This window comes from Methylomonas sp. AM2-LC (assembly GCF_039904985.1).
Classification (GTDB): domain Bacteria; phylum Pseudomonadota; class Gammaproteobacteria; order Methylococcales; family Methylomonadaceae; genus Methylomonas.
The window spans coordinates 3,545,012-3,559,392 of record NZ_CP157005.1 but is presented as its reverse complement, the minus strand read 5'-3'; the positions used below and the strand labels follow the sequence as shown (position 1 = coordinate 3,559,392).

At 42.2% G+C, this 14,381-nt stretch carries 12 protein-coding genes; 6 read left to right on the top strand and 6 right to left on the bottom strand.

The features are described from left to right. Positions 1-3 precede the first annotated feature (3 nt). Both ABH008_RS15950 and ABH008_RS15945 read left to right on the top strand, forming a co-directional pair. Positions 4-2,322 carry a TonB-dependent receptor gene (locus tag ABH008_RS15950; RefSeq protein WP_347986605.1) on the top strand — a complete coding sequence of 773 codons (2,319 nt, stop codon included), beginning with the start codon at positions 4-6 and terminating at the stop codon, positions 2,320-2,322. 78 nt (positions 2,323-2,400) lie between these two features. After that, the gene (locus ABH008_RS15945) at positions 2,401-3,654 is read left to right on the top strand and encodes an amidohydrolase family protein (RefSeq protein WP_347986604.1); all 1,254 of its coding nucleotides are present in this window, start codon (positions 2,401-2,403) and stop codon (positions 3,652-3,654) included. Between the two features lie 141 nt (positions 3,655-3,795). Here the strand turns inward: ABH008_RS15945 and ABH008_RS15940 are convergent, their stop codons facing one another. Next, positions 3,796-5,721, bottom strand: coding sequence for a hypothetical protein (locus ABH008_RS15940; RefSeq protein WP_347986603.1), 1,926 nt, complete (start codon positions 5,719-5,721; stop codon positions 3,796-3,798). 1,055 nt (positions 5,722-6,776) lie between these two features. Between ABH008_RS15940 and ABH008_RS15935 the strand changes: the two genes are divergently transcribed. The 3 genes from ABH008_RS15935 (at position 6,777) to ABH008_RS15925 (ending at position 9,620) form a co-directional block, all read left to right on the top strand. Then, positions 6,777-8,573, top strand: coding sequence for an ABC transporter transmembrane domain-containing protein (locus ABH008_RS15935; RefSeq protein ID WP_347986602.1), 1,797 nt, complete (start codon positions 6,777-6,779; stop codon positions 8,571-8,573). A 228-nt stretch (positions 8,574-8,801) separates the two neighbouring features. Continuing rightward, a complete protein-coding gene (locus ABH008_RS15930; RefSeq protein ID WP_347986601.1) occupies positions 8,802-9,281 on the top strand; it encodes a hypothetical protein in 480 nt (159 codons plus the stop codon). Positions 9,282-9,386: 105 nt separating this feature from the next. Continuing rightward, on the top strand, positions 9,387-9,620 hold the full coding sequence (locus tag ABH008_RS15925; RefSeq protein ID WP_347986600.1) for a TIGR02450 family Trp-rich protein: 234 nt from the start codon (positions 9,387-9,389) through the stop codon (positions 9,618-9,620). Positions 9,621-9,701: 81 nt separating this feature from the next. On the opposite strand, the gene ABH008_RS15920 is transcribed toward ABH008_RS15925, so the two are convergent. Both ABH008_RS15920 and ABH008_RS15915 read right to left on the bottom strand, forming a co-directional pair. Next, positions 9,702-10,430 carry a cytochrome c biogenesis CcdA family protein gene (locus tag ABH008_RS15920; protein WP_347986599.1) on the bottom strand — a complete coding sequence of 243 codons (729 nt, stop codon included), beginning with the start codon at positions 10,428-10,430 and terminating at the stop codon, positions 9,702-9,704. A 15-nt stretch (positions 10,431-10,445) separates the two neighbouring features. After that, entirely contained in the window at positions 10,446-10,820 is a 375-nt protein-coding gene (locus ABH008_RS15915) for a thioredoxin family protein (protein ID WP_347986598.1), read from the bottom strand. 502 nt (positions 10,821-11,322) lie between these two features. Between ABH008_RS15915 and ABH008_RS15910 the strand changes: the two genes are divergently transcribed. Then, positions 11,323-11,979: a thiopurine S-methyltransferase gene (locus tag ABH008_RS15910; protein ID WP_347986597.1), complete on the top strand. Its 657-nt coding sequence runs from the start codon at positions 11,323-11,325 to the stop codon at positions 11,977-11,979. Positions 11,980-11,993: 14 nt separating this feature from the next. Here ABH008_RS15910 and ABH008_RS15905 read toward each other — a convergent pair whose 3' ends face one another. The 3 genes from ABH008_RS15905 to ABH008_RS15895 are packed head-to-tail and all read right to left on the bottom strand — an operon-like array spanning position 11,994 to position 14,377. Then, positions 11,994-12,458: a nucleoside deaminase gene (locus ABH008_RS15905; protein WP_347986596.1), complete on the bottom strand. Its 465-nt coding sequence runs from the start codon at positions 12,456-12,458 to the stop codon at positions 11,994-11,996. Next, entirely contained in the window at positions 12,459-13,523 is a 1,065-nt protein-coding gene (locus ABH008_RS15900) for a homoserine O-succinyltransferase (RefSeq protein ID WP_347986595.1), read from the bottom strand. It abuts the gene before it with no gap. A gap of 5 nt (positions 13,524-13,528) precedes the next feature. Continuing rightward, on the bottom strand, positions 13,529-14,377 hold the full coding sequence (locus tag ABH008_RS15895; protein ID WP_347986594.1) for an ATPase: 849 nt from the start codon (positions 14,375-14,377) through the stop codon (positions 13,529-13,531). Positions 14,378-14,381 lie beyond the last annotated feature (4 nt).

The window sequence follows — 14,381 nt, the reverse complement described above, 5'->3', positions numbered from 1 at the left end:
TTCATGAAATCTGTAAACCATCATCCTGCTAGCAGTTCTCAACGTTATACCCCCCTAATCGCGGCTTTTATAGTAATGGGTTTTAGTCATTTAACGATGGCTGACGTACAGTCTCAGACTCAAGAAATGGAGTCAAAAGTCATTAAAAAAGCAGCGAAACCGCTTAAAAATTTCAATGCTATACAGTCGAAACAGGATAATAAAACCGCTCCCGCTTTAGCTGGAACTCAATCAGTAGCATCGATTAATACAGAATTAACACCGGTAGTTGTCACTGCCGCCAGTGATCAGAAACTGGCTATTTCCAAAGCTGAAGTTGCGTTGTCTCCAGGAGGTGTCAGTCTGATTGATATTAATGCCTTACATGATCGAAATATATCCAGTATTGCGGATTTTTTTCGCTATATACCCGGCGTTTGGGCAACCAGTCAAAGTGGTAATGACGAAGTATTTCTGACTAGTCGCGGCTCTAATCTAGATGCCAATAACTTTGCAGGTAGTGGCATAAAATTATTGCAAGATGGTATGCCGGTTACTGCTGCAGATGGTAATAATCACAACCGGATGATAGATCCGCTGGCGTCCAGTTTTGCCACGGTGGCACGTGGGGGCAATGCTTTTAAATACGGAGCCAGCACTTTAGGTGGCGCAGTGGATTTTACTTCACCCACTGCTTACGATAATCCTGCCATGCGCTTATTATTGAATGGGGGTAGTTTTGGCCAGTTTTTGGGGCGTGGCACAGTCAGTAAGGTATTTAATGAAAGTATAGATGGCTTGTTAACTGTCGAAGGCAAAGAATGGGATGGTTATCGAGCGCACAACCAGCAGGATAGGGTGGGGGTTTACGGTAATCTGGGTTGGCAAATTACCGATAATGTTGTGAATCGTACCTTTGTCAGTTATATCAAAAACAATCAACAATTGCCTGGGCAATTGACGCGTGCACAATTTAACGCAAATCCGTATCAGGCCAGCAGTCAGGCTTTGGCGGGTAATTATCAGTTAAACACGGAAACAGAAAGAGTTGCCAATAAAACCAGTTGGACCATTGATGAAAAAAGTTCGCTGGAATTAGGATTTTCCTATGAAAACCAGCAACTGTATCATCCCATCGTGAGCAAGGTGTTACTTCCGAATGTAAATGGTGGGCTTAACGATATGTTCAGTATGCTGGTAGATAGCAATCAGCAGGATTGGGGGTCGACAGCCCGCTATAAGTTACGCCTGGACACACATGACTTATTGCTGGGTTTAAATTTTGGCACCAACTCTGATAAAGGTGGCAACTACACCAATAATGCCGGTTTGCGTGGCGCTATGACTAATCGTATTACCAAAAAAGCCGATAATATCGAAATTTTTGCTCAGGATCATTGGCATTTTGCCGATAATTGGACACTGACGCCAGCTGTGCAAGGCGTATTTGCGCATCGACAGGTGATGAACAATCGATTATCTATCCCACAAGACCAACAAGCTAATTTTTTGTTTGCCGCAACACCTAATTTTTATCCGCTGGGCGGTTATAGTAATCATAATTATTCTGGGATTAACCCAAGTTTGGGTTTAATGTACGATCTGACTAAAAACTCCAGTTTGTATAGCAATATTAGCCGCTTATATGCGCCACCCACCAATTACAACATAGCAGACAATATTACCTCAGGCGTTGGTACGCCGTATTTAAAGGCGATGGAAGGTACGTCTGCCGAAATTGGTACGCGCGGAAGTCAATCTCTGGATAAGTTTAACAATATAAACTGGGATTTGTCGTTGTACTATTCATGGCTGAATAATGAAATTTTGTCTACCACCCCACCCGGTGGATCTGCAGTATCCACCAATTTTAATAATACCATTCATGCGGGTATAGAAGGGTTATTGGGTGGTCGCTTTGCACTGGATGCTGAAGGAACGCACAGCCTTGAACCGCTGGTAAGTTTTACAATTAATCATTTTCGTTTTGATAATGATCCAACTTACGCGAATCATGCCTTACCCGCGGCTCCTGATTATTTCTTAAAAGGTGAAGCTATCTATCATCATGCCAGCGGTTTTTATTTGGGACCCACAGTCGATGTAGTAGGGCAGCGTTGGGGTGATTATGCAAATACTTATAAAATTAGTCCTTACAGTTTGTTGGGGATGCGTACTGGCTGGTCCAATAAAAATTATAAGGTGTTTCTTGAAGGACGCAATTTGTTAGATAAAGTCTATGTGGCCAATACCAATATCATGAATACCGCCAGTGCAACAGATGCCATGTTAAATGCAGGCGCGCCTTTATCATTTTATGGTGGTATTGAAATCACTTATTAAAATCCGTAGCGTGCATCAATTTTTAGAGTCTTCGGATTTTGATGGACGCTGATCTTTACTACTTTTGTTACTAACCTGATGCCATTTATAAAAGTCCACTGGCAACTATTTTGCCACCAGCAACGTTGTATAGTTTTTATTTTAATGGGCATTTATGCGTTTCAGGTAAATGCCGAACCTGCGAAAGCCTCTATCCTGATCCATGCAGCGCGTATTTTTGATGGCTTTACTCTCAGAACGCATAGCTCGTTGTTAGTGGTGGGTGACACAATTAGGCAAATTGACCGGCGTGAAAATATGCAATTCCAAGCTAGCAAAGTGATTGATTTGGGTGACGCTACGTTATTACCGGGCTTTATTGAATTACATGCTCATTTGGCTTTTCAGCATATTCCTACTGATGTGATACTTAAACACGGCATCACCACATTACGTGATGTAGGTGGTCCTGTGCATCCACCTTATGGAGGTGATGGTCGTTTACGTGTGCTTAGTTCTGGGCCGATTATTACTACGCCAACTGGTTACCCAATCTCCGTTATGGGGGCTGATAACATTGCATTAGGTGTGTCTAGTGAACAAAATGCACGGGAAGCCGTTCAGTCACTGGTAAACTCAGGTGCGGTGATCATTAAAATTGCGTTGGAGCCGGGTGGTGAGAAAGGTGCGCATTGGAGTAATGGTGCTCATCATATGCATACAAAGTCAGAAAAAACTCATCAACAGATGTTACATGAAAAAAAAGTTTGGCCGTTATTATCAATCCCCATAGTCAAGGCTATTGTTGCCGAAGCGCATCGCTTAGATCGTAAAGTGACTGCTCATATCGGTGAAGAAAAAGGCGCAAAAATTGCCATTCAAGCAGGTGTTGATGAATGGGCGCATATGCCGTGTGCAGAAATTTCCGTGGACTTGTTAAAAAAAGCGCTAGCACAATCGGTAAAAATCATTACTACTTTGGATAGCTTTTCCCAATGTGCTGGCGTTGAGAAAAATGCCAGAAAATGGGCTGCGTTGGGAGGTGAGTATTTATATGGAGCAGAGATTGCTCATACTGATACCCCATGGGGTATTGATGCGCAAGAGCTTATCTATATGTTGCAATTCTCCCATGGTCAGCCTATCGATGTGTTGCGCAGTGCCACCTCAAAATCGGGAGAGTATTTAAATATCCCTTTATTGGGTACCTTACAATCGGGTGCGCCAGCAGATCTGATCGCGGTAAAAGGCGATCCTTTACAAAACTTGAAAATACTGGAATATCCCGGTTTTGTTATGTCTGGCGGCAAAATTATAGTCAATGATTTTACTGAAGGCGAACCTCTACCTTAGTTGCTACGCAATGAAATAGGATAATGTAGGTAGCAGTTAATTCGCCGACACCCTATTTTTGCCAACAAATCATGCAACGCCAGACGTGTTATTGTCTGAATTGGGTTGCAGAATACCGTATCTGATTCAGGTGACTAAATGCTAATGCGTATTTTTCTCTTTCAACATTTTAACCAACGTCTGTTGTTTCTGAAATGCATCGGGAAGATTGCCATATTTAAGTGAACTCGTACAATCATCCAGCGCTTTTTGCAATTCCCCCAGTTGCATGTAAGCATAACAACGATTATTAAAGCCAATCATTAATTGATTGTGGTCGGTGGTTTGCTCTTCATCAAGCAAAAATGGATGGCTTTTAAATACGCTGAGCATTTGCGGGTAATCTTGTTTTTGTGCATAGATAGCCGATAGATTAATCACTGCTGATTCTCGATACGAGCTTTCCGAATCGGCAACCTTTTTAAAATCGGTTAATGCGGCATCCGCTTGATTAGAACTCATATAAGAAGCGGCACGCCACCAATAGGCGTGCATATCTGCTCCTGATTCTATTCGAGCGCTGCAGGCCTGAATAGCGTCAGTATAATATTTCAAGTTAAAATAACTGCCACAAGATAAGGACTTGTCAAAACGGCCACCTCCCATGGCGATTGCCGCATTTTGATAAACTATAGCTTTTGCGTACTTGGCATTATCAAAGTACATAGAGGCAAAATTTAAGTAAATATCAGCTAAAGCGATAAACTGTTCTTCCTCGTTAGGAAAGCGCGTGTTTTTAATGTCTAATAACGCTTCCTGATATTTTTTTTCCGCATTTTCATAGTGATTAATGTCTTCCCAGGATTTGGCGGCCACTTGATCAAGTAAGTAATTGTTATGACCACTATTATTATCCACCAATTGTAATTGACTGCCCATGCGGTCAGAAGCCAATTGCAGTATGCTGCCACTAAAATGATCGGCACCGGAGGTTTCAGCTAAAGACAACAGGATAGAGTTTATTTCTAAAGCGAATTGATACGGGTCGGTTTTGTTGTATAGTTCCAATGCAGTATTTATATCATCGGCCATGCGTGGTTTTATCAGTTTTGCCATAACTTCACCGACACATTTGTCCCGTTCTTTGTCTGAGGAACAGGCTATCGATGCCGCATCAACCATGTAGTTATAGAGTTGTAGATATAACATTTTTAGCGGTGAATGTTCCTTAGCTTTATCAGCATATTTGCTGGTAAATGCATACATGGCTTGTGGAGAGCCACCCCATTTGGGTGTTAATGATTTAAGTCTGGCCCGATAGAGTGCGTAATAAGTTGGAAATTTATTAATGCCTAGTTGAAAAGCTTGTTCTGTTTCTGGACTATCGCCCATCCTGGATATGCTATTCAAGTACATGAAATAACTATAAGGATTTTCAGCGTTTAGATGAATGGCGGCGAGAATATCTTTGTCGGAATTTTGCAAATAATCCTCATAAGTTTGCAAATGTGTATCGGCCACTTTAGATGAAAAATCGTAACCACGTATACCTTGACCGATACTGTAATACCATTGTGCGCGGAGTAAGTGAGCCAGTGCGGATTTAGGTTCTTGCGCCACCCATTTATCCAGATATTCTAAATAACCGTAATCTGTTTCGTTAAAAAAATAGCGCATAAAATCGTTAAATGGATAGAAGCGCCAGTTTAGTAGTTTGCTATGCGCTAACACATCACCAGTAATCTGTGCGGCAGTAGAAAAATCATTGCGCTTAATGGCCGCTTTGGCGGCCAACGCTTTTTCTGTGGTTAGTTCAATATTACGCTTAGGTAGTGCCAGATTGCTAGTTTCCTGGGCAATGGAAATTTTTACCGGATCAGGAGCGTTAGATGCAAGACTTGCAATCGATGGTGTCGTAGCTGGTAAATTGGCGTTAATGGTAGTGGCCTCATAACCCAGTAGAGTCAATAGGCCATTTTGGTAGGCAATAAGCCCCGCTGACAGCATTAAGGCAAATACCGCTAGCCATTGAAATAGTGGTCTAACAGAAAATAAGGTATTGGTTTTGTTTTTGTTTTGATCGGTCATTTTTGAAATGGCTGAGAAAATTTATAGGTAAAGGAAAAACCAGTTAATGAATATTGCTTGATTTAAGCAATCAATTTGGGTTTTATTTCCTCATCCACTGCAAATAAACAACTATTAAAATTCAATGTAGGATGGGGTCGTTATCGTTCAACTCATCATACAGTAATCGATTTATACGCTTTAAATCATCAGGCTGAATAGTTACAAATGTATTTTGTAATCTTTCCTGAATAACAAGGCATTTCAGCTGGTGTAGGACGTATATGATTATGCCGACCAGTTAGGCTGAGGTTATGTATGAATACCAGGGTGGATAGAAAAACACTTAGTTAAAACTCTAACACAAATATCGCTAAACGCAATGTTTTTAACTAACATCTATAATTATTAATAGATAGAAATAAGCTGCAATATCAGAGTTCATCTGTTGGTGTGGTGTAGATGTTTTATTGCATTGCAAATTAAAATTTACCACTATATAATTAGCTCAGTCGATACTTAAATCGACTGAGTGTCAAATATAGCTTAAACATTTACTGCTTGAGAGCAGATTATTCAGATTTAAAATCCCAAACTAGCATTATAAAATCTGTCATCATTTTTGTGTTTATCTTGCTGGGTAGCGAGTTGTATTTTGGCTAGTTGCGCATTTGTTAGCTTATTAATTAAAACTTGCCACCTAAAAACGCGGGCATTAATAAACCATTTGCCAGCTGCAAATTTAATGGGATGTCTGGGAAGGCTGGCTTCAAATTTGGCTCGATAAATGTCGAACCCTAAGGAAGATAAAGAATATTTAAACCACACTTCGTGGTTATATTTAAATTCTATTGGCATGTGAACACACATAGAAACTCCTATTATAGTTTTTTAATTGTGCTCAGCGTTTTCAACTATATCATAAATACATGCTATTGCAAATATAAAGCTAACAATAATTGCTAAATACCCATCATTATTTTATTCCCTGCTAAAAATAGCGGGTGTGTAATAATTCTTCATATGCTTAAGGACAACAATTTACCTTATCCCATTTGCCTTTATTACCCCTCATCATGTCTATTAATCAAGCTGTTCCCCCTGCTTCAAAACCGCATTTGGCATCACTTACCGATTTATGGCCTTTTTTGCGCCCCTATCGCAGTAAAGTTGTGCTGGCGTTTTTGCTGTTGTGCCTAGGTTCAGCGACTATTTTACTGGTGCCACTTGCGTTCCGCGATCTTATTGATTTTGGCTTTGGCGCTCAGCAGCAAGTCAATGGCGGGTTATGGGATTCACTGAGTATGAATGCGCATTTTATTGCGCTGTTCGGTTTGGCCAGTTTATGGGCACTTGCGGTGGCATCACGTTACTATACGGTTTCCTGGCTGGGTGAGCGTATTACTGCCGATTTGCGCAGTGCGGTGTATTCCAGAGTACTGGCACAGTCGCCGCAATTTTTTGAAACCCTGCAAACTGGCGAAGTATTATCACGTTTAACGGGAGATACCGCCTTAATCCAGACCGTGGTAGGTAGTTCCATTTCAATGGGGTTAAGAAGTCTGTTTCAATTTCTGGGTGGCATGACAATGTTGGCCGTCACCAGTTTGTATTTATTTGCCTTGAATTTGGGTTTGATGGCGCTGTTGATATTGCCCTTGATTGTCATTGGACGTAAAGTAAAAAAACTTTCTCGAGAATCCCAAGACAAAATTGCAGATGCATCCGCACTGGCTGCCGAGATATTAAATGCTGTACCCACTGTGCAGTCTTTTACCCAGGAACAGCAGGAAGCCAAGCGTTTTACAGGTCGGGCAGAAATCAGTTTTCTGTCTGCAATTCGCCGCAGTCGGGTACGTGCTGCTTTAACTGCATTGGTGATAATGGCGGTGATGGGCGCTATTATTTTTGTGTTATGGATTGGTGCAAATCTGGTTCATGCCGGTAGCATGACGGGTGGGCAATTGGCTTCTTTTATTCTGTACGCGGTGCTAGTGGCAAGTGCAGTGAGTAGCATGGCAGAAGTTTGGGGTGATATTTTGCGTGCAGCAGGGGCAACTGAGCGTTTGCTAGAATTGCTGCATGCACAACCCGCCATTACAGAAGCGAATGTTGTGCAAGCATTGCAGCAACCTGGAATCGCCGAAATACAATTCGAAAATGTGACTTTTCGTTATCCCTCCAGAATGCAGAGCGCTGCACTTTCTGATATTAGCCTAACTATCGCGCCTGGTGAAAGCGTGGCGCTGGTTGGTCCTTCCGGCGCGGGTAAAACAACCTTATTCCAGTTATTGCTACGCTTTTACGATGTCAGTAGTGGTGTAATTCGTATTAACGGTCTGGATATCAGGCAACTCGCTATCCAGGATTTACGTAGTCAAATTGCCATTGTGCCGCAAGATGCAGTGATTTTTTCGGCAAATGCGCTGGAAAATATCCGCTATGGTCGGCCAGATGCCAGTGATGCTGACGTGATTGCAGCAGCAAAACTTGCGCAAGTTGATGAATTTATTAATCGTCTGCCTGATACTTATCAGACTTTTTTGGGCGAACGCGGTACGCGTTTATCTGGTGGTCAACGTCAGCGTATTGCCATTGCACGAGCCATTTTGAAAAACGCTCCGCTGTTGTTATTGGATGAAGCCACCAGTGCCTTGGATGCAGAGTCTGAAATTCTGGTCCAAAAAGGACTAAACGCCGCCATGCAGGGCCGTACTACCCTGATTATTGCGCACCGTCTGTCTACCGTGAAACAAGTCGATCGCATTATCGTTTTAGATCAAGGGGTCATAGTCGAAGCAGGTGCGCCAGACGATTTACGCAAACAAAGCGGTCTTTACGCCAGGCTGGCAGACTTACAGTTTGATAGATAATGAAGCTTAAGGGTTTGGGAATAGGGCTTGGGAACGCGGATTATAGTTTAATGCTTTCCAATACTTGCATAATTTAAAAACCTGAGTACGATGTGTCCAGCTTCATTAATTGCATCAATTATCAGTGTGGTTTTTCATGGAGTTTAACCAAGTGAAAGTGTAACAAAAAACTATAAAATATCCTTAATCTATTAGGATAAGTTTATTATTTAATCATGGGAGTTGTTTATGAAAAGTTCATTATTTAGTCCTGTCACGATAGCAACACTATTAGTGGCTGGCACATTTTTCACCCTTCAGGTTAGTGCGCAACCCGTAATAACTCAGGATCGTGATTCTCAAGCGCGTAATTTTTATCAACAAGTAAATAATTGTCAATCTGTCCAACCCTGTATCATTACCTTTGCAGCGATTCCAGCCGGAAAACGTTTGATTGTGGAACATGTCAGTGCGATTGTGACCATGCCTACTGCTGGTTACCTTAATCTAGTGGAACTCAGAGGTACTAGTGGTTCGAATGTATTCCAGTTTTTGCCTGCTGTGGCAGCAACGGGTCAGTATGGCGGTCAATTTAACTATATTGTCAATCAGCCAGTGCTGGCAGCCTACAATGCGGGTGAGGTGCCTACGGTTGACACATTTGCCACAAATGGAGATACAGTCTCCACTCTGGCGACTATCTCAGGATACCTGATAGATGTACCCTAATTAATATCTATAGACACAGGCAGGACACGTGTAAATCGTGTCTTACCTGCTATGTAAAGACATTCCGATTATATTAATAGCAGGGTATGTAAAATCAATAAACAGATGCAAACAACCACTCGCTACATAAATCCTAAAAAACTATTGTTAAGTAAATGGACTGCGGTTAATCCACAGCACAAAGAAAAACATTTTATCGTGACCAAAACCGTTGAACCTGAACCGCCCAATACTCTGGTTGAGCAAATCGAACTTGAAGCTATTTATTCGCGGCGTATTTTTATAATCTCCTGGCGAGAATTGACCGAAGTTGGACGCTGGTTACAAGGTTGGAAGTAATTAATATTTAATGATTCCAAAAACTTGCCTAACTAGCGTAATTTCAATTAGCTTCCATGCTGTAATTATTCCGGCGGTGCATCAGATAGCAATAGTAAGCCGTGTTAGCCATTCAGGGGCGTGATTTAATATCCATATTTCAAGCAATTTATCCAGCCCGCTAATAATCAATATACCTGCACCAATCAATAGACCACCAAACAACATTTTTCCCTTTTTACCCGTTAACAACAGTTTGGTTTTGTTGGAAAACAAACCCTGTTGAGACAAGCTACCTAAAGCTATTAACGGTAAACTGGCACCCGTGCCAAAAAATAGCATCACCATGCCGGTATGAAATAGATTGCCGCCTTGACTGGCTAAAGTCATCGCTGCACCCAACGTAGGACCAACACACGGACTCCATACCACCCCTAATAGCAAGCCAAGCATAAATTGCCCGGTTAAATTGTCACCGGAAATTTGTGCTAACCAGGGTTGTCCGGCACTGCTAAATTTTGCAGTTGCTGCGCTAAATAAGGTTTGTAAACGCTCAGAGATTAAAATGGCACCAAAGACAATTAATAACAAGGCGGCCAGATTGCGCACCAAAGCGGGATCCAAGCCCAGAACACTGCCCATGGCGGCCAACAGTAAGCCAATTAGGGTGTAGGATAGCGCCAAGCCTCCTGCCAGTGCATACAAGCCCAAGCGGTGGGTATTTAGTGCTGCTCCGGCTAGAATGGGTAATAAAGGTAATACGCAGGGAGATAAGGTGGATAAAATTCCGGCAATTAAACTAAGCCCGTAAATCGCTAATTCCGTGAACATAAACACCTCCCCGTATCATAACGCTTTTTTAAGCAGGTTTTCGATGCCTGCAACACTGGTATCACCCACGCTACGCCCCACTTCTTTACCGCCTTTAAACACAATTAGTGTACTTTGCATGGTGGCTTTAAAAGCATTGACTACTGATTTTTGTTGATCGAAATCGACAGTGAGTGCGTTAATAGGTTGATACTCGCTTTGTTTCAGTAACTTGGCAACAATAGGTGCCTGTGCTCGACAGGTAGGACACCAATCAGCATGGATGGAAATTAGAACAGGTAAACCTTGTGCTTGCAGTTTGTCAAACGTTGACTGAGTAAAAGCCAGACTGTCAGCGCTAGCTAAACCCATGCATAACAAAAACATCAGGAACGAGCGTATTATAGTCATTATTTTGCACCTTTCTTTTAGGGATATTACAGGTTAAGAACACTTACACTTTCTAAGACTAAGTACTGCAATTCAAGTTCAAAGTTACTGTATAGACGCGCATTGTTTTCAATTTAAAACTGTAGTCATGCTATTTATAGGGTAAGCCAACCAAAGAGCGACACTTTCTATATAGATACGCAGTAAGTCGCAATTACCAAGTAAGGGGCGGCCTCATAGGGCGCATAGCTTCAGTGTAATGTGTCGCATGATGGAAGGCAACCGTGTCGCAATACGGCTTTGCCTATTACGACCTATTTCGGCTTATCGCGTTGCATTAACAACAACAGATGCGCTTCATTTCGTTCAGTTCGTCTTGTAGGTGATTGATTTTAGATTATAAAAATGCTACTAAATAGATACGATTAGATTACTTAATTTAATAAACACTTGTTCGAATGATGTGTGGATGTTATAGCGTCGTATGCACAATTTTTAAACAGCCTACCCACAGGAGTAAGCCATGCAACATGATTTCTGGCATCAACGATGGGATCAAAATCAAATTGGTTTTCATAATCATCAAGTAAACCCCTATTTACAACGCTTCTGGTCCACACTGTCACTTAAACCAGGCAGTCGGGTGTTTGTACCCTTATGTGGTAAGAGCAATGATATGCTCTGGCTATTGGCCCAAGGTTATCAAGTGGTTGCAGCAGAATTAAGTCCTGTGGCGGTCGCAGCGTTTTTCGCGGAAAATAATTTACACCCTACCATTCGTCGTCAGGGAGAAGTGTTACTGTATGAGATTGATGGGTTGCAGCTCTATTGCGCTGATTTTTTTGACCTGAGTTCTGCTCAACTGGGGCATATTGATGCCGTTTATGATAGAGCGTCTTTGGTTGCTTTACCGCCGGAAATGCGTCTTGATTATGTTTATCATCTCTCGTCATTGCTGGAGTCTGGGCAGCAAATTTTGCTGGTTACCTTTGTTTATGAGCAGCATGAAATGACTGGACCACCGTTTAGTGTCCTCAGCACAGAAGTCGACTTTTTGTATGGTAAATGGTGCAGTGTGAATAAGTTAACCAGCGAAGACGTACTTCAGCAAGAACTGCACTTTAAACAACGCGGTCTGAGTTCGTTGCACGAACAGGTTTACCAACTGGTTGTGCGTTAAATAAAGGATAAGCTTTAATAACAAATTTTATGGGTTAAACTCTGCCAGGTTTTAAAAGGTTGTTCGGGGTTAGTTGTTTCTAAATAATACATACCTATAGTTCGTTCTGCCGGTAACTTGGGTATTTCGTCATAAATAAAACCATCGTCAAATCCTGCTGCAGAGGCATGTAAACGGTCACAAGCATAATAAACAGCAGAAAGTCGCGCCCAATAAATAGCGCCCAGACACATTGGGCAGGGTTCGCAACTGGTATAGAGGGTACAGTTCGTTAGCTGGAAATCCTGTAATACCAGGCAGGCTTTCCTAATCGCCATAATTTCTGCATGTGCGGTAGGGTCTTGATTGGCACTGACCCGATTACCACTGGCAGCAATAATTTGCTGGTTTTTAACCACCAAGGCACCAAAAGGTCCGCCGCCTTCGCTGACATTATTACTTGCCAGTTCCACTGCCTGTTGTAAAAAAAATGCATGCATTTATAGCCCCAGTGGATTATTTGGGTCTATATCGTCCATAAAAGGTAGGCGACGATCTTCGTTGGTAATTTGATAAACTTTGCCCAGCCAATTGTTAAATACCGCCTTGGCCGAATCACGCCAAGTATTATCTAGGTGTTTGATGATCTGGTCTTCAGGCATGCGTGCCAGATCTGTGCCGTGCTGTTTGGCATAGTTTACTTCGTGGCAATAATCGCTTAACAGTTGCTGCACCTCAGTATCAAAATAATGCGCAGGGTAGGGCGGGTAATCCTCGCGTTCGTAACGATAATAGCGTAACACTTCGCGTTTATACTCTTTAAGTAAGCTAATGTCGTCGTACTCTGGATGTCCTTGAAAATAAACAATACGAAAGCCATCGGGCGATACAGCTAGATGTACTCCGGCTTCTTTACTGGCCACTAATATTTTCAGGCCAAATTTTTCCATATCCGTCTGAAAAATTTCGTTGTAGCGCGAATGTGGAACATCAAAGCGAGTGTTAATTTCAGCCATTAACGGATGAGAGCGGTCTATCACTTTGTGTGAAAACACACCCCAACGTTTATCAGGCAAACGGCTGCGTTCAATACCATAGCAGTACTGAAATACAGCATGGGTAGCCAGACACGAGCATAAAATGGAGGTGACATTTTCGTTTGCCCAGGTAAACACTTCAATTAAAGGTTCCCAGAATGCTTCTTCCTGTAAATGTGCTTTGGTAACGTTAGCGCCACTAATGACAAGCGCATCCAGACCATCCTCTCTGATTTGTGCGAAGGACTCATAATATTTATTAATATGTTCCTGCGCCTGCGTACCTCTTGGTAAGCCTTCTATAGTAAAAGGATGTACATGGAATTGCGCAATTTGATTACATGCGCCTACCAGCCGAAAAAACTGTCTTTCAGTGGCTTCCAATGCAGCATCCGGCATCAGATTTAATAAGCCGATATGTAGTTCACGGATGGATTGATGTTCAGCGCGTTCGGCAGAAAGAATTTCTTCGCCTTCTTCCTGTAAACGTTGAAAAGTAGGTAATGCGGTATGTGCAACTAGGGGCATTTCAGTTATACGTGTTGGTGCGCCATTGCATCAGCTATCAGAGCCATAAAATCCTCTTCGCTAGTGACTTTGGCAACTGCTTCCGCACTGACAGTGTAACCATACTGTTGTGCGATAGCTTCGTAGCGGGGAACGCGCGATTTAAATAGCTGCGGAAATACCCAGCTCACAAAAGCATCTGGGTTTATTTCATCGGTAGAGCTATAGCCATTAATTTGCATAAAGTCGTGCAGTTTTTCGTCGACAAATGCCGGACGGTAGTAAAGTGGTTTGGGATCCAGTTTGGCGCGGTCTATGATGGTTTGCTCTAGAGATTCCGGAATTTTAATGTAAACCAGCACGGTATGCTCGGCCAGCGTTGCCAGTACTTCTGGGTTATCCAGTTCGCAAACACTGCCGCCTGCATCGTTTATAAAATGCTTGTAACCATAAATGGCTTCTGCTTTATGAATAAATTCAGGTACATCATTCATAGCATTAATTTCTGCTTGATGATGTAAAGCTTGGCGGCGCTTAAACTCCGCCAACGATAAACCACCCAGGTTTGGATTACCAATTTTGCCCAGAAAACTGGAAACAGGTGCCAAATTTTCCACCGTGATATTACTGCAAATATAAATCGAATCTGATTTTAGTAAATCCCGTAAAAATGGAACGCCCATGGCTTGTTGTTTAATATTATCCAGAATGGCTTCTTCAAGGTATTTGGTACCAATCCGGTAGTCGCCAGAATAATGAAACCATTTATCTTTGGGAAGTTTATTCGATAACGTGGTTTTGCCTGCGCCCGACATTGCCAGCAGGGTAATACTCTTGGATTCCCAGTCCAAAAATTGTTGCGGAGTCATTTTCATAAAT